Annotated in this window: 15 protein-coding genes; 13 read left to right on the top strand and 2 right to left on the bottom strand. The window is 47.3% G+C overall.

What is annotated here, in order from left to right:
* Positions 1-154: 154 nt before the first annotated feature.
* Positions 155-1,693, bottom strand: a complete 1,539-nt coding sequence (locus tag PBAL39_RS23090) for a glycoside hydrolase family 43 protein (RefSeq protein ID WP_039867556.1) — start codon at positions 1,691-1,693, stop codon at positions 155-157.
* A 185-nt stretch (positions 1,694-1,878) separates the two neighbouring features.
* Between PBAL39_RS23090 and purL the strand changes: the two genes are divergently transcribed.
* Positions 1,879-5,541, top strand: a complete 3,663-nt coding sequence (gene purL, locus PBAL39_RS23085; RefSeq protein ID WP_039867555.1) for a phosphoribosylformylglycinamidine synthase — start codon at positions 1,879-1,881, stop codon at positions 5,539-5,541.
* 152 nt (positions 5,542-5,693) lie between these two features.
* Positions 5,694-6,755: a family 43 glycosylhydrolase gene (locus PBAL39_RS23080; RefSeq protein ID WP_232283003.1), complete on the top strand. Its 1,062-nt coding sequence runs from the start codon at positions 5,694-5,696 to the stop codon at positions 6,753-6,755.
* Here the strand turns inward: PBAL39_RS23080 and PBAL39_RS23075 are convergent.
* A complete protein-coding gene (locus tag PBAL39_RS23075) occupies positions 6,752-8,836 on the bottom strand; it encodes a M48 family metallopeptidase (protein ID WP_008246262.1) in 2,085 nt (694 codons plus the stop codon). The genes PBAL39_RS23080 and PBAL39_RS23075 overlap by 4 nt on opposite strands.
* A gap of 164 nt (positions 8,837-9,000) precedes the next feature.
* On the opposite strand from PBAL39_RS23075, the gene pepE reads away from it, so the two are divergent.
* The 11 genes from pepE (at position 9,001) to PBAL39_RS23020 (ending at position 24,746) form a co-directional block, all read left to right on the top strand.
* On the top strand, positions 9,001-9,705 hold the full coding sequence (pepE, locus tag PBAL39_RS23070; protein WP_008246261.1) for a dipeptidase PepE: 705 nt from the start codon (positions 9,001-9,003) through the stop codon (positions 9,703-9,705).
* 36 nt (positions 9,706-9,741) lie between these two features.
* Positions 9,742-11,463: a 5-oxoprolinase subunit PxpB gene (pxpB, locus tag PBAL39_RS24930; protein ID WP_008246259.1), complete on the top strand. Its 1,722-nt coding sequence runs from the start codon at positions 9,742-9,744 to the stop codon at positions 11,461-11,463.
* Positions 11,464-11,474: 11 nt separating this feature from the next.
* Positions 11,475-12,248 carry a LamB/YcsF family protein gene (locus PBAL39_RS23060; protein ID WP_008246254.1) on the top strand — a complete coding sequence of 258 codons (774 nt, stop codon included), beginning with the start codon at positions 11,475-11,477 and terminating at the stop codon, positions 12,246-12,248.
* Between the two features lie 24 nt (positions 12,249-12,272).
* On the top strand, positions 12,273-13,451 hold the full coding sequence (locus PBAL39_RS23055; RefSeq protein WP_008246252.1) for an NRAMP family divalent metal transporter: 1,179 nt from the start codon (positions 12,273-12,275) through the stop codon (positions 13,449-13,451).
* Positions 13,451-14,188 (top strand): hypothetical protein, encoded by a 738-nt coding sequence (locus PBAL39_RS23050; RefSeq protein ID WP_008246250.1) that lies wholly within the window; start codon positions 13,451-13,453, stop codon positions 14,186-14,188. The genes PBAL39_RS23055 and PBAL39_RS23050 overlap by 1 nt, the downstream gene beginning before the upstream one ends.
* A gap of 168 nt (positions 14,189-14,356) precedes the next feature.
* Positions 14,357-16,492, top strand: coding sequence for an ATP-binding protein (locus tag PBAL39_RS23045; RefSeq protein WP_008246248.1), 2,136 nt, complete (start codon positions 14,357-14,359; stop codon positions 16,490-16,492).
* Positions 16,493-16,553: 61 nt separating this feature from the next.
* A complete protein-coding gene (locus PBAL39_RS23040) occupies positions 16,554-17,126 on the top strand; it encodes an RNA polymerase sigma-70 factor (protein WP_008246238.1) in 573 nt (190 codons plus the stop codon).
* A 134-nt stretch (positions 17,127-17,260) separates the two neighbouring features.
* Positions 17,261-18,403: a FecR family protein gene (locus PBAL39_RS23035; protein ID WP_008246236.1), complete on the top strand. Its 1,143-nt coding sequence runs from the start codon at positions 17,261-17,263 to the stop codon at positions 18,401-18,403.
* A 286-nt stretch (positions 18,404-18,689) separates the two neighbouring features.
* Positions 18,690-22,124, top strand: a complete 3,435-nt coding sequence (locus PBAL39_RS23030; RefSeq protein WP_039867552.1) for a TonB-dependent receptor — start codon at positions 18,690-18,692, stop codon at positions 22,122-22,124.
* 18 nt (positions 22,125-22,142) lie between these two features.
* The gene (locus tag PBAL39_RS23025; protein WP_008246232.1) at positions 22,143-23,543 is read left to right on the top strand and encodes a RagB/SusD family nutrient uptake outer membrane protein; all 1,401 of its coding nucleotides are present in this window, start codon (positions 22,143-22,145) and stop codon (positions 23,541-23,543) included.
* 51 nt (positions 23,544-23,594) lie between these two features.
* Positions 23,595-24,746 carry a TlpA disulfide reductase family protein gene (locus PBAL39_RS23020; RefSeq protein ID WP_008246230.1) on the top strand — a complete coding sequence of 384 codons (1,152 nt, stop codon included), beginning with the start codon at positions 23,595-23,597 and terminating at the stop codon, positions 24,744-24,746.
* The last annotated feature ends 9 nt before the right edge of the window (positions 24,747-24,755 follow it).

Raw genomic sequence — 24,755 nt, 5'->3', positions numbered from 1 at the left:
TAACAAGGGGTTGATGAGGTGAAATGGTCCTTTTGCCTTGCCAACCCCTCGTCATCCCCTTGTTAACCCCTTGTCAACCATAGCCCTCGTATAGGGCTCATATAGCGCGCATAGTGCCTGTCCAATACTGAAATAAGTTTACAGTAAAAGTGTGTTACTGATCTTTGGCCGTATAAACCAGACTGAAATCTGCGAATACAGCTTCTTGTCCGGAGGCACCTTTAAAATTTAATCCGGGTCTCGGGCTTCTGTCCCATGGTGGAAGGAAGGAAATTCCTGCTGCCTGCGCTCCCTCTTTTAGTTCTTGCCACCCGCCATCTTTTTGTTTCCAATAGACACGGCAATGTGCATCCTCATCAGTTTTCAGCTTCAATTGTACCGGCAGTTTTGGGTGCGCAATTGAAGATGTGCTCAATATCGTTGTTTTGTTGTCTTTGGCCATCCAGAATTTCAAGCTGTCACCTTCAGCACCCACACCAATTGCCTGGTTGGCATCCCCATAGATCACCAGTCCCTTCAGGGCATCATTCTGATTGTGTACGGTTACGGTCATTTCATAAGCCGCTGCGACGGGCCTTAATGTAGCTACCACACCCGAAGCATTATTTTCCTTATAACTCCCGGATAAGTGAAGTGTTCCCTTTTGCTGATTCAGTACAGGTGTTGAATTCCTGAAATCCCATTGCCAGAACCGGGAAGGAGTTTTCCCTGTAAAAGTTTCATGGACATCATAAGCGGATGCCTGAAATGTCTGAGGATCATTACTTTCTTTAAATTTGGGCCATTCATTTTTTCCAGACCATTGGAGTTCAGCGACTAAACCTTGTCTTCCTGTAAAAACGCTGCTTTGTTTATGGTAAGCATGGTAGAGGTAAAAGGTTTTCCCCTCCGGGTTTTCCACAAAAGTACCATGTCCCGAACATTTCCAGAACTCATTTTCCTGTAGTATCGGGTTTTGATCATACTTCTCGTATGGACCCTGGAAGGTTTTTGACCTGGCTACGCCTACGTTGTAGTCACACTGGCTGCCGCAGCAGGCCCCCGCAGAGTAAAAGAAGTAATAATAATCGTCTTTCTTCAGGATACTTTGTCCCTCAAGTCCCTTTCCTTCAGTATCTTTCATCATGCTGAACAACTCGCCCGTTAAGGAAAGGCCGTCGTCAGACAATTTACTGCCCAGGATTTCAATAGGCCTGCCATCAAGCCCATAGGCTTTGAAGCTGATATAAAGCTGACCATTATCGTTGAATACAAAGGCATCAATGGCTTCTTTCCCGTGTTCAATCAGGATGCCATGGTCTTTAAAACCGCGGTCCGGGTATTTGGAGCTGGCTACACCGATGCAGGAAATGCCATCGCTTTTGCGCCTGGCAGTATAATAGACAAAGTAGGTGCCCTTATGAAAATAATATTCTGGTGCCCAGAAGGAACCACCAGTCCATTCCGGGGCCTTGTCAAACACGTAGCCAAGCTGTTTCCAGTCTTTCAGGTTGGAGGAGCTGAACATCGGGAAATGAGGCGCCCATTCTGAAGAGGTGCCGATGGCGAAATATCGGTTCCCTTTTCTGATCAGGGAAGGGTCTGCAAAATCGCCTGGAATGACGGCATTAACATACTGGGCTGAGGAGGTTGTGGTCAGTATACTCAGGGGAACAGCAATTGTCAGTAGTAAAGGTCTTAAAATGGATTTCATCGGCTTATATTGGTTGTTATGGTACATGAGGTAGATACCTGTAATTGTAAATATAAAAGCTTTAATCATAATCCTGTTAAAAAATTGGGATTGCAGCTATAAGAGGGGCAAAAACTGATGTATTTTCAATAATTACAATGGGTTATTCTACTTTTTAAAGTATCTTTGCGGCCAGTTATATGAATATGATTTTTTTCTTCGAAACCACATTAAGCAAGACCTTCGTCCTGCAAATCAACCGAAGCCTGACACCATCAGATATTTCTAAATTGAGCTGGCTGTTTGGGGGCGCACAAGTTAACACAGAAACATCCTTAACGGGTTCTTTTGTAGGTCCAAGAGCGGCTATGGTTACGCCATGGAGCACAAATGCGGTAGAGATTACGCAGAACATGGACATTCAGGACATCATCCGGATTGAGGAGTTTGAGAAGGTGACTGATGAAGCGGCTGATTTTGATCATATGTTATTTCAACGTTATGAGGGATTAGGCCAGGATGTGTTTACCACCAATATCCAGCCGGAAGCCATCCTGGAAGTCAGTGATATTGCTGCTTATAACAAGCAGGAAGGTTTGTCTCTGAGCGAGGAAGAGGTGGCTTACCTGAACGGTCTTTCTGACAGCCTGGGGCGTCCTTTGACGGATTCTGAGGTCTTCGGATTTTCACAGGTCAACTCAGAACACTGTCGACATAAAATCTTCAACGGAACCTTCGTCATTGACGGCGAGGAGCAGCCATCATCGTTATTCAAACTGATCCGCAAAACATCAGAAGCAAACCCTAACGGGATTGTTTCGGCATATAAAGACAATGTGGCCTTTGTAAAGGGGCCAAGGGTACAGCAGTTTGCTCCTAAAAGAGCGGATGTGCCTGATTATTATGAAGTAAAAGAATTTGATGCTGTCATCTCCGTGAAGGCAGAGACGCATAACTTCCCAACTACTGTGGAGCCTTTCAATGGTGCTGCTACAGGTTCTGGAGGGGAAATCCGCGATAGGCTTGCTGGTGGTCAGGGTTCCCTGCCGCTTGCCGGAACAGCAGTATACATGACTGCCTTGTCGCGTCTTGAAGAAAACCGTCCCTGGGAGCAAGGTGTGGAAGAAAGAAAATGGCTTTATCAGACACCAATGGACATCCTGATCAAAGCCTCCAATGGTGCTTCTGATTTTGGTAACAAATTTGGGCAGCCACTGATTACAGGTTCTGTGCTGACTTTTGAGCATGAGGAAGAAAACAGGAAACTGGGTTTTGACAAAGTGATCATGCTGGCCGGTGGTATCGGTTATGGTAAAGCGGATCAGGCACAGAAGAAAAAACCGGCTGCGGGAGATAAGATCGTCATCCTTGGTGGCGAGAACTACCGCATTGGTATGGGAGGTGCTGCGGTATCTTCTGCTGATACGGGCGAGCTGGGCTCGAGCATTGAGCTGAATGCGGTACAACGTTCCAACCCGGAAATGCAAAAACGTGCCGCCAATACGGTTCGTGGTATGGTAGAAAGCGACGTGAATGCCATTATTTCTATTCATGATCACGGTGCCGGAGGACATTTAAACTGTCTTTCCGAGCTGGTAGAAGAAACAGGTGGTCTTATTGACCTGGACAAACTTCCTGTAGGGGATCCAACTTTGTCTGCTAAAGAGATTATAGGTAACGAATCTCAGGAGCGTATGGGCCTTGTCATTGGACAGGAAAGTATCGATACGCTGCATAAAATCGCAGATCGTGAACGCAGCCCGATGTATACTGTGGGTGATGTTACCGGTGATCACCGTTTTACCTTTGCCTCAAAAACCACTGGCCTCAAGCCAATGGACCTTGAACTGAAAGACATGTTCGGAAGTTCACCTAAAGTGGTGATGGAAGACCAGACGATAGATAGAAAATATCAGCCCCTGGTATATCAGCAGGAGAAAATCAATGAGTACCTGGAGCAGGTGCTTCAGCTGGAAGCTGTGGCTTCGAAAGACTGGCTGACCAATAAGGTTGACCGCTGTGTAGGTGGCAGGGTAGCTAAACAGCAATGTGCCGGCCCGCTGCAATTGCCATTGAACAACTGTGGTGTGATGGCACTTGATTTCCAGGGTAAAGATGGGATCGCAACTTCAGTAGGTCATTCACCGGTATCGGCACTGATTGATGCCGCTGCAGGAAGCCGCAATGCCATTGCGGAATCTTTGTCCAACATTGTATGGGCACCATTGAAAGACGGACTGGAGAGTGTTTCTCTTTCTGCCAACTGGATGTGGGCCTGTAAAAACGAAGGGGAGGATGCGCGTCTCTATGAGGCGGTAAAAGCATGTTCTGAATTTGCCATCAGCCTGGGCATCAATATCCCTACTGGTAAGGACTCCCTGTCGATGAAACAAAAGTATCCTGATGCGGAAGTAATTGCGCCGGGTACGGTAATTATCTCGGCTGCAGGTCACTGCGATGACATCACAAATGTGGTCGAGCCCGTATTGAAAAAAGATGGCGGAGCCATTTATTATATTAACCTTTCAGGAGATGCACATCAGCTTGGCGGTTCTTCTTTTGCACAGATATTGAACAGGATCGGTACCCAGACATCGGATGTGAAGGATGCTGCTCAGTTCAAAAACGCATTCAATACCCTTCAGGGATTGATTAAGGCGGGACACATCCAGGCGGGTCATGATATTGGTAGTGGTGGGCTGATCTCGACGCTGTTAGAGCTTTGTTTTGCAGACCGTAACCTGGGAGCAGCGATTGACTTGTCGACACTCAATGAAGAAGATCACATCAAATTGTTGTTCTCGGAAAACATTGGCGTGGTATTCCAGGCAGATCAGGCGGCGGAAGGCGTGTTGGAAGCGGCTGGTGTATCCTTCCACAAAATCGGTGAGGTGACCGCGGTGGCAAGCCTGAGTGTTAAAAATAATCAAAGCATTTTTACTTTTGATATCGATCACCTGCGTGACGTGTGGTTCAAAACCTCTTATCTGCTGGACCGCAGACAAAGTGGCGAACTGAAAGCAAAAGAACGTTTTGACAACTATAAAAATCATGTCCTGAACTACAGCTTCCCATTACAGTTTGATGGTAAGAAACCGGTAATCGATCCTTCAAAACCGCGCCCTAAAGCTGCTGTGCTGAGGGAAAAAGGAAGTAATTCTGAACGTGAGCTGGCAAATGCAATGTACCTTGCCGGGTTTGATGTGAAGGATGTACACATGACGGATTTGATCTCTGGTCGTGAGACCCTGGAAGACATCCAGTTTATCGGTGCTGTGGGTGGATTCTCCAACTCAGATGTATTGGGCTCTGCGAAGGGTTGGGCAGGTGCCTTCCTCTACAATGAACGTGCTAGACTTGCCCTGGAGAATTTCTTCAAACGGGAGGATACCCTTTCTGTGGGTGTGTGCAACGGATGTCAGCTCTTTGTTGAGCTGGGGCTGATCAATAAAGATCATGAAGATAAACCTAAGATGCTGCACAATGACAGCCATAAACATGAAAGCATCTTTACTTCACTGACTATTCAGGAAAACAACTCCGTGATGTTATCTACGCTGGCGGGAAGTACGCTTGGGGTATGGGTATCACACGGTGAAGGAAAGTTCCATCTGCCATATGCGGAAGATCAGTATAACATCGTTGCCAAGTATGGTTATGAAAGCTATCCTGCGAATCCGAATGGCTCCGACTATAATACGGCAATGATGAGTGATGTTTCAGGAAGACACCTGGTCATGATGCCTCATATTGAACGTTCCATTTTTCAATGGCACTGGGCAAACTATCCTGCTGGACGTAAAGATGAGGTTTCTCCTTGGATCGAAGCTTTTGTGAATGCAAGAGAATGGTTAGAGAAACAAGGTTAATCGTTTGATGTTCAGGTAATAATATACGATTTTTGAAAGGCAGCCTCATGAGGTTGCCTTTTTTGTTACAAAATGTTTTGGTGCAGGAGTTGGTGCTGATTGAAATAAAAACCTACATTTATTTATCAGTACACACCTGAATGAGACACAACATGAAACCAAAAATTTACATCAAATTCAGCATGCTGCTGCTGCTTTGTTGCTGCTTTGCCTCGCAGCAGACACTTGCACAGGGCAGGACATTTACCAACCCCTTGCTGCCCTCCGGTGCAGATCCATGGAGCATTTATTACAATGGTTATTATTACTACACACAGACTACGGGTTCCAGACTGGTGATCTGGAAAACGAAAAAACTGGAGGAGCTGGTCAAGGCTGAAAAGAAAACCATTTATGTGCCACCGGCTGGTCAGCATTATTCGAAGGAGATCTGGGCTCCTGAGCTACACAGAATCAACAACAAATGGTACATGTACTTTGCTGCCGACGATGGCGACAACAACCACCATAGAATGTATGTACTCGAAAATCTGGATGAGGACCCCATGTCTGAAAACTGGGTCCTGAAGGGAAAGGTAGCTGATGCGAGCAATAAGTGGGCAATTGACGGATCCGTATTTGTCTTCCATAAACAACTGTATATGATCTGGTCAGGATGGGAGGGAGACAGCAATGGGAAACAGCAGATTTACATCGCTAAAATGGAAAACCCATGGACCATAAAAGGGGAACGTCAGAAGATCTCCGGGCCTGAGTACGAATGGGAACTGCATGGCGACCTTGGTGCAAACAGTCAGCCGCCCCATGTTTCCGTGAATGAAGGGCCTCAGATCCTCATCAATGACGACAAGCTCTTTTTAATATACTCCGCAAGTGGTTGCTGGACGGATTTTTATGCATTGGGGATGTTGCGCCTGAAGGGTAAAGACCCCATGGATGCCAAAGCATGGGTGAAATCTGAAAAGCCTGTATTTAAGCAGTCTCCGGAGAACGGCGTTTATGCTCCTGGGCACAACTCCTTCTTCAAATCTCCTGATGGGAAAGAAGACTGGATTTTGTACCACGCGAACTCAAAACCTGGACAGGGCTGCGGCGGTTTTCGCTCGCCACGGGCCCAGCGTTTTTATTGGAACAAGGATGGATCTCCGAATTTTGGGGTTCCCCTAAGTACTGACTCCGCATTGAAGGTTCCTGCAGAGAAAAATAAGCCTTAAGCTGAGGCCACCATAGATTGATTTTCTGAAAGCGCTGCCTGGAATTCCAGCAGCGTTTTTTTCTGCCTTAAATACTTATTTATAATGATGGTGTAAAACGATGTCATCGCCTGGATCAGCATTTTCAGTTCGAGGTCAAAATAGCTTTCATTATCATAATACTTCCAGTCTTTAGCAAGGTACTCATTCAGGTGTCCCTTGAAGGTATCTGTGAGCTCTGACTCGTACAGAGAATTGTTTAGGATAAATTCAAGCTGCCTGATAAACTCCTGTTCCAGTGTTTTGACCCGCTGCATGTTTCTCATGATCTCCGTGAAAGGTGTGGTGATTTTCAGGAAACGTGTGGCGTTACTCAACTCCAGGTAAATCTGCTGTTGTACCTTAAACGCTTTGCAGATCGTCTGGTAGTCCAGACATTCCTTTTTGAAGGGCGTTAATTTGCCCTGTTCTGAGGCGGTATGGAGAAAATAACTGAAGATGTCCTGGTCTCTTTTGTCCAGTACTTCTTCAAAGGTGCTGATTTCATATCTTAAGCTCTGGATCAGTGTCGGGCATTCTTCAGTGGTGTACTTTCGGCCATCGTAGTCGAAAGTCTGCATGGCGGTTTTACCAGAGGCAATACGTTCTACCGTTGCCAGATCCAAGATCATGGTATTTAAGGTATGAAGGGTGCCAACAGACTGGTCGTCCAGCAACAGGGAGATGTCCTTTACTTCGGGCTGTTCAGGAAGTTTGAAGCTGTCCACAGCAAAGGCGTGATAAGGTTCTCTTTTGTTGAAATAACCATTATATAAACGTGGAAAAGATACATTTTGCGGTTGGTTTGTATATTCTGACGAGAAGATTTCCAGCCCCTCTATGGTTGCTTTTTCAGGGAACAAGACGCTCAGGAAGGTCTTAAAAGTAATGGCCTTTTGTAATTCTTCCTTGTTGCTGAGCAGATCGATCGCTATACCGGCTGCCTCGGGGCGCTCCGGTTGATTGAGGATATTCAGCGCATTGATCCTGTCGTAATTTGAAGGATGTGATGACCATTGGTCTTTGAGGACGAGTTTAGTGCTGTTCAGCTTGCGGTAGTGGTCTGCAGAAATCTGCGGCAGGCCATCTTCCAGGATAAAATGCTCCGCGGCAGCTCTTTGCTTCATCACGAAATACTGCTGCGGATAAAAATTGTCTGTTTTTTTTGCTTCGGCAATCTTGCCGTTATAATAGCTGAATACTACGCCGAGGGATTGTTCTGCCAGCTCAATCCTTAATAAGGCATTGATCATCGGCTGTGAGCCCGCCACGCGTGCGGCGGCAGCATCTGCATGAAACTCCATTTCCCTCGACAAAGCCAGATAATTAATGTTAACGATCTCGTAGATCTTTTTCAGCAGACCCTGAATGGCAGTAACCATCCATATGGCAATGCTGGAAAAGAAATTGAAATATGAGCTGGCCTCAGACCATTGTTTTAGTGTGGCTTTATACCCTTTGCTGTCGTAAAGCATGTTGTACATGACCATGTTGGCATTGTACACATAGCTGCCTACACGCATGCTACGCTGACTGAAATGCCCGAACTCATGCGCCAGTATAGCCTTAAACTCAGTTTTAGAAACCGCATTTAACAGGCCCATGCCAATCTGGAGGTTTTTACGTACCGGAAAGAACATGCTCCAGAAATTAGATACATAGGAAACGGACGCATTGACCTCTGAAGAAAGATAAACTTTATGAGGGAAGTCTGTATTGACTTCATTGACCACCACCTGTATCAGCCTGAACAATTCCGGCTGTTCTTCAGCCTTGAGCTCCACAAGGTGGCTGTTGTCTTTTTTCTCTGTGCTGAAGATGAATTTGATCAGGAAAAAGAGAATCATCAGGCTCATGCTGATCAATCCCGCGCCAAGCATCAGCGTGACAAAGCTTGGGTAAAAGGTCATCAGTGCATAACCATCCCAGGCACATAAGCCAACTATCGCTACGGCTGTAATGATCAGAAACAGATAGGTTGCCAGGAACAGCAAAATAGAGAGAATGGACCTGATGGCCATCTTTCTAAATTTATCCGAAACAGCAAGGGCATTTGGTTGCATGCACTAAATATTTGTCTGCAATTTAATAAAATTATGATAACACCATAAATGATATCATTCCATATACGCGCAATCTTTAGTCGCGGATGACAAAAGTAATACGCTTTCTTTTTTATCTGACAAATTACAACCTATAAAGCTGAAAAATTTACAAATTTGATCATATGAAAAATGTCATTCTCGCCAGTACATCTACGCTGCATGGCGAAGAGTACCTCGCTTACCTGTTGCCCGAGCTAAGAAATTTCTTTAAGGGCGTCACTGAACTGTTATTTGTGCCGTACGCAAGACCAGGGGGAATCAGCCATGATGATTATACGACACTCGTTGCCACCACATTTTCGGGTTTGAACATCAGGGTAACTGGATTACATACTTTTAGTGATCCTGCGGCGGCCGTCAGCGAAGCACAGGCCATCTTTACCGGGGGTGGAAATACCTTTTTGCTGGTGAAGATGCTTCATGAACAGGGGCTGATGGATCTGATGAAGCTCGCTGTCGAAAAGGGTACGCCTTATCTTGGAACGAGCGCCGGGAGCAATATAGGCGGTGTCAATATGCAGAATACCAATGATATGCCGATTGTTTACCCGCCGGATTTCCGTACCATGGGGCTCATGTCTTTTAATATCAATGCCCATTACCTGGATCCAGACCCAAACAGCAAACATAATGGGGAGACCAGGGAAACAAGGATCAAAGAATTTCATGTATTCAATAATACGCCGGTGGTCGGCCTTAGGGAGGGCAGCTGGATCCGCCTGAGGGGAACGGAGGTCCGGACATCCGGAAGCAGACCTTCCAGGATCTTTGAAGCCGGAAAATCTCCTTATGAGGTGGAGCCCGGTACTTTACTCCATCTAGCTTAATGTTTTTCATTTATCTTATTGTCTAAATGTTTGATCATGACAACAGCCCAGGTCCATCCCTCTGAAGCACTGCAATTTTATCCACTTGGTGACGCCGCGATCGTCATTCAGTTCGATGCGGTCATCGCAACAGTCACGAATCGTAAATTACGGGCGATCAGTGCCTATCTCGAGGAGCAATCATTTGATTGGCTCCTGGGCTATGTGCCTGCATTCGCCAACATCAGTATTTATTATGATCCACTGCTGATTGGTTATGTCAAACTGAAGGCTCTCCTTGAAAAAAAACTGAAGGCAGTTTTACTTGCTGAAGCAGTTGAGGAGCCTACTGAGGTGGTAGAGATCCCGGTGATCTACGGTGGTGAGTATGGACCTGACCTGGATGTTGTCGCGCAGCATACCGGATTGAGTGTTGCAGAAGTCATTCGCCGTCATTCTGATGTCGAGTACCTGGTGTATATGATTGGCTTTACGCCAGGCTTTCCTTATCTCGGGGGGATGGACCCTGCGCTTGCCGTACCAAGGAAAGACAGCCCCAGGGCAAAAATCGCGTCCGGTGCTGTTGGAATTGCGGGGCAGCAAACGGGCATCTATCCTATGGAAAGTCCGGGTGGATGGCAGATCATCGGCAGGACTGCCGCAGACTTGTTTGATAGGAACAGAAATCCGCCTGCTTTGCTTAAAGCCGGCGACAGGCTCCGTTTTGTGTCGATAACTGAAGACAATTATCATAAGCTTTTAAAAGAGAAAAAAGTACCTGCCGAAGAAAATCAGGCCAAAAAAGGAAAAGGCATCCATGTGTTGAAGGCCGGGTTGCTGAGTACGGTGCAGGATCTGGGGAGAATGGCTCACCGGAAAGATGGGATTACCCCTTCGGGAGCTATGGATGCTTTTGCATTGCGTCTGGGCAATATCCTCCTTGGTAATCCTGAAGGTAGCGCGGGACTGGAGTGTACAGTTCTGGGACCGGCGATTGAATTTGAAAGCAATCGACTGATACTGCTTGCTGGTGCTGACCTTTCAGCGAAGATTAATGGCGATGCTATCCCCTTATGGCGGCCAATACGGGTTGCTGCGGGCGACCGCCTTACTTTCGCTGCGGCTGTTTCAGGATGCCGCTGTTACCTGCTCGTTGCGGGTGGATTTGACGTTCCTGAGCTACTGGGGAGCAAGTCCACGCACCTGAAGGCTGCCTTTGGAGGCTGGCAGGGGCGGGCCCTGAAAAGCGGAGACCGGATTCCATTTGCGGTCGAGAAATCAGTAGCTCCACCCGCGCAGCTTAACTGGAGCCTTGCTCCTGAGGTCTATCGTCCTATTGAAGGCCAGACCATCAGGGTGATCAAAGGGCCTGAATTTGATTTGTTTACTGAGCAAAGCGTGTTTTCATTTTTTACAGAGGGCTTTGAAGTAGGGAAGGCTGCCGACCGGATGGGCTATTGTTTGTCCGGGCATGCATTGAAACTAAGGGAACAGCGGGACATGCTTTCTTCGGCCGTAGCTTTCGGAACGATTCAGGTGACATCAGTGGGCGACCCCATTGTGCTCATGGCTGATCATCAGACCACCGGTGGTTATCCCAGGATCGCACATGTCATTACTGCAGACTTGTCCAGGCTCGCGCAGATGCAGCAGGGTGACCAGATTACCTTTGAATTGGTTACATTAGCGGAAGCACAGTTGCTATTTGTTCAGATGGAACTGCAGCTGAAACAACTTAAACAAACGATGACTTTTAAATATCCAAATAATGACCTTTAAATATCCTACAAATGGCTGATGCTTTTAGCGTGGACCTGAACTGTGATGTGGGAGAAAGCTTCGGTGCTTATCACATTGGCAATGATGCCGCCGTTTTTCCATACCTCTCCTCAGTAAATATTGCCTGTGGTTTTCACGGTGGTGACCCCGCAGTGATGAGGAAAACAGTGAAGATGGCCCTGGAACAGGGGCTTGCCATTGGTGCCCACCCCGGATTACCGGACTTGCAGGGATTTGGACGCCGAGAAATCAAGGTCAACACCGATGAAGCGTACGAAATGGTGGTATACCAGATCGGTGCGCTCTCTGCATTTGTGACTGCAGAGGGAGGAAGGATGCACCATGTTAAACCTCATGGCGCGCTGTACAATATGGCTGCTAAGGATGAGCGACTGGCCATGGCCATTGCCGAGGCGATATATCGGGTAAATCCGGAGCTTAGGTTATACGGGCTTTCCGGATCGGCACTCGTCAAGGCGGGCACAACGCTGGGGCTTAACGTTGCTCATGAGGTTTTTGCCGACCGCAGTTATCAGGACGACGGTACGTTGACGCCCCGTGGACAGCAGGGGGCTTTGATTGATGACGTCGATCAGGCGATTGCCCAGGTGGTAAAAATGGTTAAGCAGGGAACGGTGATGTCCAGACAGCAGGTGCCGGTTGGGATTCATGCCGATACCATTTGCATTCATGGCGACGGGCTCCACGCTGCCGGTTTTGCCAGGCGTATCCATGAGACCTTTCATCTGGAAGGAATTGTCATAACTTCAGCGTTTAAGCATTAATTAACTTTTAACCATCAATCTTTAATGAAACCTGTAAAGAACACCAGCGTGCTGATGGGAGCCGCATTTTTAATGGCTACTTCGGCAATCGGTCCCGGTTTTTTAACGCAGACTACCGTTTTTACTCAGCTGCTTGGTGCCAGCTTTGGCTTTGTCATCCTGACCTCAATTATCATTGATATCGGTGTGCAGATGAACATCTGGCGGGTGATCGCAGTGTCTGAAAAGCGGGCGCAGGACATCGCCAATCTGCTGCTCCCTGGTTTGGGAAACATGATCTCGCTGCTCATTGTGCTTGGCGGTTTTGCCTTCAATATCGGTAATATTGCCGGTGCCGGCATGGGCCTGCAGGCCTTGCTGGGCATTCCCGTAGCTTACGGAGCACTCATCTCTGCTGCCATGGCCATAGCGATTTTCCTGATTAGGGAAGCAGGTAAGGCGATGGACAGGTTTGCCCAGTTTATGGGGTTTGTGATGATCCTGGTGATTATTTATATCGCATTTACCTCGGCGCCGCCCTTTGGAGAGGCTGCATTGAGGACGGTTTTTCCGGCTAAGATTGACCTGGTGACCATCGTTACCCTCGTCGGAGGAACGGTTGGTGGTTACATTACTTTTTCCGGAGGTCACCGCCTGCTGGATGCAGGAATTAAAGGTCAGGCGGTGTTGAAGCAGGTGACCAGCAGCGCCATTATGGGTGTCTCAGTCGCGTCGCTGGTACGCATCTTTCTTTTTCTTGCCTGTCTTGGCGTCATCAGCAAAGGATTGACCATTAATGCGGAAGATCCTACGGGATCCGTCTTTCACCTGGCTGCAGGAAATATGGGCTACCGCCTTTTTGGACTGGTCATGTTTTCTGCTGCAATCACCTCCGTAATCGGGTCTGCCTATACATCTGTATCTTTCATCAAGTCGTTCAGTCCCCGGATTGAAAAACACGAAAATAAGGTGATCATTGCTTTTATCCTGATTTCTACCCTTATCTTTGTGGCTGTTGGTAAGCCGGTGACGCTGCTGATCTTCGCTGGGGCAGCAAACGGATTTATTCTGCCCGTAACGCTGGCAACCATTTTGTTTGCAGCATACAAGGTGAAGATTGTTGGCGATTACAAACATCCATTATGGCTCACCTTATTTGGTGTATTTGTTGTCCTGGTGATGACTTTTATGAGTATTAAAGTATTGATCAACCTGGATTTTTAATGCATTATTGTTTTGGGTACTGCAAAGACTGTCAGACCGTACATTCACTTCCCTCAGCACAGGCCATTCCGTATTGTTATGAGCTGATGGAGCAATTGCGCCAACACCAGCGCATTGATTTTGACCTGCCGGAGGCTCTTGCCAATCCTTTGTTGAGCACGGATGTGCTGTACTCGGAGATGCGGGGCAGGATGTTCGGGATATTGGTCTGTGAGGACCGGCAAGGTAAGGAAGTCGTGCTGCGTGCCTTTTCATCCCGCCACAACGGCGTCTGGAATGTGGACAACTGGGTGCCGCCACTGGTAGATGAGCATCGGTTTAAAGCAACAGTTTCAGCGGGCGATGTGGACATCCATCCACTTACCGACCTCATCAGTGGACTCCGGAAAGGATCCAAAGAATGGCTGGAAAAGGTAGCTGAACGCCGCATCGTGTCGCAAGGTGTGCTGGCCAGGTTATATGCACTTTATACCCTCCATAATTTCAAGGGAGAGCAACGTAGCCTGCAGGGAGCATTTAATACCAGTAAGGGCATTCCGGTAGGGACGGGCGACTGCTGTGCACCTAAGCTACTCAATTACGCGGCGATTCACCAGCTAAAGCCATTGAGCCTGGCAGAGTTCTTCTGGGGAAAAGAAACTGCCTCCGGGCATCGTCGTGAAGGTGACTTTCAGGTGGCCTGCTCGGAAAAATGTCAGCCCATTCTGGGTTATATGCTCTGCGGTGCAGGTGTGTGATTGATATTCTGTCAACAAGTAAAAATGATGTCACATCAGGTCCATACCGGAAATGTGGCTTAGAGTTTTTAAGAATAATGTTTACCTTTGCTACCGATTAAGCTCCTTGATAATCAATTCAATTGATCGTCTGTTATAACCAAATAAATTTGTCTAGTTTTCCCGTTAATGAAATTCAAACAACGTTCTTTTATCATCATTTCTGCCATCATCTTATTGTTCATTGCATTGCTGTTGAGGAATTCTTACCTGCAACGGACTGAACAGGGTGCATTGGTAACCAGCATACATGGAATGGACAGGAATAGCCGGAAGATTGCAGTTCTGGATAGCATTACCCTTTGTTTGCAGGCGGCGGAAAATGATTTCCGGCTTTACACCACGGCGTGGGACACCCTTTATTTTAAAAAATACGCCCGGGAGGTCAGGCTTGCAGCCCATCTGCTGGAGGATTTGTATCGCAACGAGGAGCAAAGCCTTTCAGGGGAAATTAAGGCTGGACTGGCGCATAAAAAAGGACAGCTGAAGTTGTACAGTCAGATCAAAAGACTAACGGATTCCCTGACCAACGTCAATACAGAAGTAGAGCTGATGAAAATCACCCCTAATGTTCCTGAGTTCAAGTCTTATCCCAACAAGGTGTTAAAGAAGACGGTGAAGGTGGAAGAGGTAAGGAAAGAACCGGAAGTAAAAAAGGAACGTTTTTTCAAACGCCTGAAAAATGCAATTGTCAATAAAGAACAAGCCAAGGACTCGGTGAAAACAGTGCATACGGAGGTAACCTATGAGCAAAGAGGTACTGACGTCAGTTCTTCTGCCCAGCAAGAGCAGGAAAAGATCCGCGCCTTTTATGCAAAACTTTTTGACGACCTCAAAAAGAATAAAAAACAGTTGACAAATAAGGAGCAGGCGGTTTTGAACCTTAATGAGGGGATCTTCAAAAACATCCAGCAGCTGTTTCTGGAGTTTCGGACAAGAGAACGTGCTGCGGCCGATCAGGAACAGGAAGCCATCAAGAATAATGCGGAGCATTCCCTGGAAAATATCGATAAATCACGTCAGGTTAACTTTAGCCTGAGCATACTGGCCTACATTGCGATCATCTTACTGCTGTTGCAGTTGTATCGTTCTTATAATAAAACATTGAAAGCCAACCTGCAGGTGAAAGAACAGGTCATCAGTAAATCCCGTTTTTTTACCAGTATCAGTCATGAGATGCGTACGCCGCTGAACGCCATCATCGGCGTTTCTGAGCAGCTGAAATCGACACCTTTGAACGACGACCAGCGCGCAATGTCAAAGCTGCTGGATAACTCCTCGTCCATGCTGCTGTCGGCAGTAAACGAGGTGCTTGACTTCTCCAGACTGGAGACCGGAAAACTGTCGCTGGCAAAAACACCTTTCAAGTACAAACGTGTCCTAAGGGAACTCAGGGATACGGCGAAAGTGCTCGCGGATCAGAAAAAACTGACACTGGAGTTGTTAGATGAAGATGCCCCGGACCTGCTGCTGTATGGCGATCCATACCGCCTGAAGCAGATCGTAATGAACCTGATTGCGAACGCCATCAAGTTTACGGATAAAGGAAAGGTAAGTGTTGCGGTGAATGTGAAAAGGAATGATCATGAGCAGGCCATCCTGTTGATCAGTGTGACCGATACCGGCATTGGCATTGCAGCGGAAAACCTGCCGACCATCTTTAACGAGTTTTCGCAGGTGATCAATTCAAAACGCATAGACTGGCAAAAGGGATCCGGACTGGGCCTTCCCATTAGTAAAAAGCTGGTAGAGTTACACAAGGGTAACATCCATGTAGAGAGTACCCTGAATAAGGGTACTGCCTTTCACATCGAGCTGCCCTACGCTATCGCTGTAAAGGATACCGAGGATACCGTGAATGAGCAGACGCCGCTGCTGAGCAGTGACCGATTTAAGGAAATTCATCTGTTGGTGGTGGATGATTCTGATATGAACCTGTTGGTGATCAAGATGATATTTAAGAAACTCGGTATCAGTTACGATACTGCGAGCGATGGGCATGAGGCATTGGAGATGTTGAAAGGCAGGGCTTACGATATGGTCTTAACAGATATTCAGATGCCAGTGATGGATGGTCTTGAGCTGACGAAGCAAATTCGCAGGATGGATGACCTTAAGAAAGCGAATATGCCCGTTATTGCCATTACCGGACAAATTTCCAGTGAATCTCATGCAATTTATATGTCTTCAGGCTTGAATGACTACATTGTCAAGCCTTTTTCGGAGTCAGACCTGATGGAAAAAATCCTGGACTACACCGGATAACGTTTTTTATGCCGTTTTTTTAGAAATCGCTTTAAAATTTGCTAGTTTTAGGCGGGGATAAATGAATATGACTGCTTACGGCGGATATAGTGATCAGGATTTGGTCATTCTGATGAAAAAGGATGACGCGGCATTTAACGAAATCTATGAACGTTACTGGTCAATACTGTACCGGTCCGCCTTTAATGTCCTGAAAGATGAGGATTTATGTCTGGATGTTTTACAGGAGGTGTTTATCTGGGTATGGGAACACCGGGCAGACCTGCAGGTACGCTCCTTAAAAGCCTATCTGCAGGTAGCAGTGAAATATAAGGTGGCCAATTATATCCGGAACGGCAAAGTACGCGAGTCTTTCTACCTGCGGATCCCAAAAATAGAGCTGGATACAGCTTTTCCCGATGAAACCCTGGAAGTAAAAGAATTGAAAGAGATCATAGACCGCTTTGTGGAAGAGCTGCCGGCACGATGCCGCGAGGTTTTTCAGCTGAGCAGAAATGAACACCTGAGCAACAAGGACATCGCCATCCGCCTGGGCATATCAGAAAAGACCGTCGAAAACCAGATCAATAAAGGCTTGAAAAAGCTGAAACTGGACCTGGGCAGGTTCTCCATTTTTTTCAGCCTGCTGGTCTGACCAGGGTACTGCGCTGTCAAATCATACTTCTTTTCAGCAGTTCCGCTAAAGATTTTCAAAAAAATAATATTTTTTTTCAACTGGCGTGGGTGCTGCCTGTCTGAGCAGTGCCTTACTGTTATAAAGCCCGTAAAATGGAAAGAGAACAGTTCGTCAGTTTGGTGCAGAAAGTCAGTGATGGTATGGCCAGTGATCAGGAGATTGCTTTATACAACCGCTACTTTAACGAATTTCAAAAAGCAGGCTCGGAATGGGATGCCGAAGAGATGGGGCCAAAGGATGCTGTTTTCATGCGGCTTACAGAACAGCTGAACAGGCACATCAAACCGGCCGTTGTGGTTTCTTTCTGGAGCAGGTCAAGGCAGGTGGCTGCTGCGGCTGTGCTATTTGTCGGCTTGCTGACTGCGGTGCTTTACGGTATATACGGTGGTGCCCCGGGGAATGATCCTTATGGTTTTGCGAAAACGGACCTGCCACCAGGTGGCAACAAGGCGGTTCTTACACTTTCCAATGGCAAACAGATCGTCCTGAACGGTAGCGGTAACGGCGTCCTGAACAGTGAAAAAGGGATGTCCATCCTGAAAACCAAAGATGGTCAGCTGGTGTACACCATTGCCGACGGAGAAGACCGATATGATCACGGATTAAATACGATACAGACACCTAACGGAGGGCAATACCAGGTGAACCTGCCTGACGGGACCAGGGTGTGGCTGAATGCAGCATCGTCCATCCGGTTTCCGGCGGTCTTCGGTAAGTTGAAACCACGCACAGTAGAGTTGACCGGTGAGGCCTATTTTGAGGTGGCTCATCGTACCACACAAGCATTTATTGTCAGGACTGCAGGGCAGGAAGTCAAAGTGTTGGGTACCCATTTCAATGTGAATAGCTACAACAACGAACCATCAACAACGACCACGTTGCTGGAAGGTAGCGTACAGGTCAGTTCCGGAGGTAAAGAAGCCCTGCTCGCACCTGGGGAGCAGTCGGCAGTCAGCACAGCAGGCATCAGAAAACAGGAGGTCGACGTCAGCTCAGCAATAGACTGGAAAAACGGCGAGTTTGCGTTCCGGAATGCGGAGCTCAGCACGATCATGCGCAAGATTGCGCGCTGGTATGATGTGGAGGTCATCTTTATGGATGACCAGATCGGCCATGAAACGTTTGGCGGCAGCGTCTCGAAATATGGAAAGGTGTCTGAAGTGCTCACCACACTGGCCCTGACCGAAAAAGTACATTTTAGAATGGAGGGCAGAAAAATCTTCGTGATGAAGTAAGCCATCGTGCATATCAACTCAGGCCAGAACCAATAAAAAGGCCATTTACTTAACCTAAACCAATAACAACATGAAGAAAATCTACAAGAACGACCCCTAGCAGGAATGCAGATGATCAGATACAAAAGAACCCCGAGTACCAGTCGGAGTTCCTGTAACATATCTGACCGACCGAAAACTATTGCACAAACAATTATTTAAGGAATTAACAGACATTCAAATGTATAAAAATTATACTAAAAAGGTGTATGCGCCCTTGGGCTATACGCATAAAATCCTGCTGGTTATGAAATTAACTATACTACTACTTATTGCGACCATCATGCAGGTGAGTGCAGGCAGCTATGCACAGCAGGTTACTTTTACCAGGAAAAATGTAAGCCTGGAGCAGGTGTTCAGTGAAGTGAAAAAACAAACGGGCTACCGCATTCTTTACCCCGACCGGCTGATTGACGATTCCAACATCATTGATGTTGATTTTAAAAATGCCTCCATTGACGAGGTTTTAAGGCGTTGCCTGAAAAATGAGTCTGTAACCTACATCGTGCAGCTCAACAGGAGCATCGTCCTAAAGGAGAAGGAGCCTTCCTTTCTGGAAGTTCTTGCCGATAAGCTGCTTGATATTGATATCAATGGCCGTGTTCTCGATGAAGAAGGGCGGCCGATTTCAGCAGTCAGCGTCAAGATCAAAGGCAGCAATAAGGTGATCGTTACGGGAGCTGACGGACGGTTTAAGCTCAGTGTGCCTAACGAGAACACGGTGCTTGTATTTTCTTTTGTGGGCTACGTTTCCAAGGAGATCAGGGTGCAGCAGAACATGACCGTAACGCTGGTGCCGGAGCTCAATAAACTCAACGACCTGGTGATTGTGGGTTATGGCAGCACCCGAAGAAAAGACCTTACAGGCTCTGTAGCTTCTGTAAATGTGAATGAGGTGAAGGATGTGCCCTTTATGAGCGTAGACAATGCGCTTGCCGGTAAAGCTGCAGGGGTACAGGTGGTAAAAGCAGATGGATCACCTGGCGGAGCAGTGCGCATCCGCATCAGGGGCGGGGCTTCGCTTCTGGGGACAAATGATCCACTGTATGTGATTGATGGGATACCTACCGTGGTGACCAACAATTACATCAACAGCCAGTCGGACATTGTCAATCCTGTGGAAGCGGCGAACTATGGAGAAGACTTCAATAACAGTGTATCCGGTGCTTTTTCCAGAGGGTTAAACAACCTGTCCGGTTTAAACATCTCGGATATTGAAAGTATAGACATTCTGAAGGATGCTTCCGCTACGGCGATATATGGTTCCAAAGCCGCTAACGGCGTGGTGATCATCACCACCAAAAAAGGAAAGCTCAACAGCAAACCACAATTGAACGTCAACTATTATGTAGGCGTAAACAAACCGGTAAAAGAGCAGGTGTTAAATGCAGACCAGTATAAGTCCGCTTTAAAGGAAGCTTCTACCAATTACATCGCTGAGCGTACCAGGTTAGGTTTGCCATTAACCACAACTGCTGCCTTAAGGGCTTTGGGCATCATCAATGATCCTGCCTTTTTTGGTACGGCAAACACAGACTGGGTGGGCCTGGTGTTGAGAACCGGTTTCACACAAAATGCCGATGTTTCCGTTAGTGGGGGCGGTGCTGGTTCACGTTATTATACTTCATTGAACTACACTAAACAGGATGGTACCCTCATCGGTACGGATTTTAACAGGATCTCCGGAAAGATCAACCTTGATAATGAGATCAGTCAGCGTTTCCGTGTGATCACCAACCTGAACTACGGTTTCACGACCAACAACATCACCAATGGCATCTACGGACAGGCCTTAACAGCGCCTCCAACATTTTCCCCTTACAATGAGGATGGTACGTATGCGAGCTTAGGCTTGCTGAATACGGATTACAGAGGATTCCAGAATCCGCTGGCTGTAGCTTCAGGAACGAACCGCGGTAAAGACTACTCCCTCATGGGCTCCCTGTCTGCAGAATACGACATACTGAACGAATTGAAATTCAAGAGCACCGTGTCGGCAAACTTCCGCGCCTACAATCAGCTCAACTACGTACCCAGTTACGTAGAAGTGGGCGGTTTTTACGGTAGGGAGGATACACAGGGTGGATTGGGATCACAGTCGAACTCCAACTTCCTGAGCACTTTCATCGAAAACACACTCACCTGGAACAAGGAATTTAATGAGGATCACCGGCTGACTGTTCTTGCGGGAACATCCTGGGAGAAGAACAAATCCGATTACTTTTCTGCAACAGGAAGGGGGTATCCTGACGATAATTTTCTGAATAACCTCAGCTCGGCTGCAGTTCCGGTTTCTGTATCAGGAGCCAACCCTTTAAGTCAAAGTTCGTTGCTCTCATTTTATGTGCGCGCAAACTATGTGCTGATGGATAAATACCTGCTGACATTTACCGGCAGGTCTGATGCCTCCTCCAAATTTGGCCCGGGCAATCAGGTGGGTTATTTTCCATCAGGAGCTGTTGGCTGGAGAATTTCACAGGAGAATTTTCTGAAAGATGTAAAATGGCTTGATGAACTGAAACTGCGTGCAAGTGCCGGACGTACAGGTACACAAAATATTGGCGATCACCTGTGGAGAACATTGTATACGCCAGATGCTTATGCTGGAAACAATGCATTGGTGCCTTCACAGTTGGGGAATGCCAACATCAAATGGGAATCCACTACTCAGCAGGACCTGGGACTGGACTTCAGCTTTTTCAAAGGCCGCCTTGGGGGTACCTTCGGGTATTATAACAAGGTAACCGACGGTGCTTTGCTGAACCTTACACCGGCACCGAGCTCTTCGTATAGCAGTGTGATCTACAACATTGCAAAAATCAGAAACAGAGGTCTGGAGTTTGAGCTGCATGGCGACCTGGTGAGAAGCAAAGTGTTCAGCTGGACTGGCGCCATCAACATTTCCAGAAACATTTCCAGGGTGCTGAACATTGATGGTGGACCGTTCTCTAATCCTGCCGATAGAAACGCGCTGAACCTGGGTACAAGCATTGTGAAGGAAGATGAGCCCCTTGGTCTGTTGTACGGAAGGGTATCTAAAGGGGTGATCAAAACTCAGGAACAGCTGGAGGCATACAAAGCTGCGTTTCCTTATTACATCTATTTCCAGCCGATGGTCAACGTTGGCGACATGTCTTATGAGATGGCGGAAGATGGATTCTGGAAACAGGACATCATCGGTAATGCAGCCCCGGAGTTTTTCGGAGGTTACACCAACACGCTTACCTACCGCAATCTTAGCCTGATGACCTTGTTTACATTCTCTTATGGTAATGAACTGATCTATCAGAAGGATGTAAGTGACATGACCATGTCTGATCTGCCAAACCGCGGGGTGAGGGTGCTGGACCACTACAGTGCTGAGCATCCCAATTCGGAACGTCCGAGGTACCTGTTTTCAGAAACCTCATTCCTGACGGATGCAAATGTATATGATGCTTCCTACATCAAACTGAAGTCAATTTCATTGTCTTATAACATTCCTTCCAAATGGATGCAGAGACTGAAGATCAATAACCTGTCGGTCTATGGAACGGCTACCAACCTCTTCACGATCACAAAGTATCCCGGGCCTGATCCTGAGGTGAGTGATGATCCTGGAAGTGTGATCGGTGGTGGCAGGGATGTCAGCACTTACCCAACCACGAGGTCTTACACCTTCGGTATGCGTTTAGGCTTTTAACCATTAACAAGACAAACCATGAAAAGATTAATATATGTCCTGATTGTTGTAGCGACTGCCTTTCATAGTGGCTGTAAGAAGGAATTGAATGCCCTGCCTTCGCAATCGAAGGTAGAGGGGAACGTGATCGTAGATCAGAAAAGTGCTGAAGTGGCCTTAAACGGTGTTTACCTGCGTTTTGCAGGTGGAGGTGACGACAGAGGTACGCCAAGCATTTTCTGGGCGGGAAACCATGAAGCCGCTCCGAGCGTGCTTGCCGGAAACCACCGCATGTCTAATGGGGTGAGTCCCTTTGAAGAAAATAACCTGATCACCGCTAACGATTACAATGCTGCAGAGCTGTGGTCTTCAAACTACAATCTGGTGAATGCTGCAAATGGAGTGATAGAACAGCTCAACGCCTTGCCGGAATCGAAGTTTGGAAATGCGCGACGTGCAGAGATTCTTGCGGAGGCGCGGGCGCTGAGGGCATATGGTCACTACAATCTGCTGCGGTACTTCGCGCAATTTTACGACCTTAACAGCAGTTATGGAGTGATGCTGAGGTTGGAATTTGTAAACACCAACAACATTTCTAAAATGCGAAATACCGTAAAGGAAAGTTATGATGCCATCCTTGCCGACCTGGACGATGCCATTGCGCATGCGCCTTTGACCAATCCGAACTACTACTTAAACAGATGGGTGGCAAAAGGCTTTAAAGCAAGGGTGCTGATGATGCGCGGAGCTGCCGGCGATTACGCGGAGGTAACTAACCTCACACAAGACATCATCCAGAATTCACCCTATGTACTTGAGAATAATCTTCAGGACATCTTCCGTAGTCAGGGACTGAGCAGCAAAGAAGTGATGCTGGGGCTGATGCCTAAACCGAACCAGGTGCAGAAATCTGATGCTTACTTTTTCAGGAATACTGCGGGGTACATTGCGACACAGGCATTTAAAGATCTGCTGATCAATGACCCGCGTTCCAGCTGGATGGTCAGTACGCTGGGCAGCACTGCTGATGGGATCTCTAAATATATGGGACCGATGATCGAGGTGAGTTATGCGCTAAGGCTGACGGAAATTTACCTGCTGCAGGCGGAAGCGATCACACGCTCCGGCGGAGATTTACCAAGGGTGAGAACACTGCTAAAAACGGTGATGGGACACGCCGGAGTAACAGATTTCAGTGCGGTAGATAATGCTACTACTGCGGATCAGCTGACGATGGAAGTCTATAAAGAAACTGTCCGAAATCTGGCATTTGAAGATGGCCAGGACTGGAATGCCCTGTTGCGGCTGCCATTGCAGACCGTGCTGACGATTAAACCGGCCATCACCGATAAAAACCACTTCATCCTTCCGATTCCGGCAGCTGAGTTTGTGAAGAATGTAGCAATAGGTGCACAGAACCCAGGTTACAATACTTTTTAATTATGAACAGTTCAATGGTCCATTGCGGACCATTGAATTAAACTGCAAACTATGAAATACATTTTATTGGGCTTGTTTCTATTTACAGGAATGGCCTGGGCGCAGGACGCCCCGCAAAAAGGTGGTTTTAGCATTAGTGGTACCATCACTGGCAAAAAAAGCGGGTTCATTTACCTCAGTTATGCAGGTGCCGGCGGGAAGTACATACTGGACAGCGCAGCCCTGAAGGGAGGTAAGTTTCAGTTCAGGGGGCAGATTGATGAACCTGGAGCAGCAATAGTAATGGGATCGTCAACAGTACGGAATATGGATGACCCGGAGCTGGGACAGCTATTTATTGAGCCGGCCGAAATGCAGCTTCGGCTGACTGCCGGGGATTTCAAACAGCTAAAGCTCACAGGTTCAAAAACACAGGACGAGCAGGAGGAGCTGGAGCTGCAGAAGGCCGCGATAAATGCAGAAAAAAAGCCTTTCGTTGATGCTTACAGGAAAGAAAAAGATCATGAAAAGGCAGCAGCGATACGGGAGCAGTTTGAACCTTTCGACAAAAAACTGGATGCCTTGGACCTCACTTTCATGAATAGCCATCCCGATTCTTACCTCAGTGCCTACATGATGCGCTTTAAGATCCAGGTACTGACTGCTGATCAGGCAAAAGATATTTACGACCGCTGGACACCACGCATCAAAAACAGCGTTTTCGGTAAAGAAACTGCAGCGGAGATTGCCCAGCTACAAAACGGATCTCCGGGAAGTAAAGCTTCAGTTTTTTCAGTAAAAGACATCAATGGACAAACCCTGGACCTTTCATCCTTTAAAGGCAGTAAATATGTGATGCTGGACTTCTGGGCAAGCTGGTGTGTGCCTTGCCGTAAGGGCAACCCACACCTGATTGCGCTTTATAACCGCTACAAAGACAAAGGATTTGAGATTATTGGCGTGGCAAGTGACGACACGAGTCCCGATGCCTGGCGGAAAGCGGTGGAGCAAGACCAGATCGGTATCTGGAAGCATGTGTTGAGCGGCCTGAAAAGGACAAAAGACGGGTATGACCGGTCTGAATGCATCAGTGAGCCTTATGGCATCCATACCCTGCCGACCAAAATACTGATTGATAAAGAGGGGATGATCGTTGGTCGCTATGGCGGGGGCGGCGAGGATGACGCCGCTATGGACCGCAAGCTGGCAGAACTATTCAATTGATAAATCAAA

It is taken from the genome of Pedobacter sp. BAL39 (genome assembly GCF_000170795.1).
Taxonomy (GTDB): Bacteria; Bacteroidota; Bacteroidia; order Sphingobacteriales; family Sphingobacteriaceae; genus Pedobacter.
The sequence above is the reverse complement of the archived record's forward strand: the minus strand, read 5'-3'. Positions and strand labels throughout refer to the sequence as shown.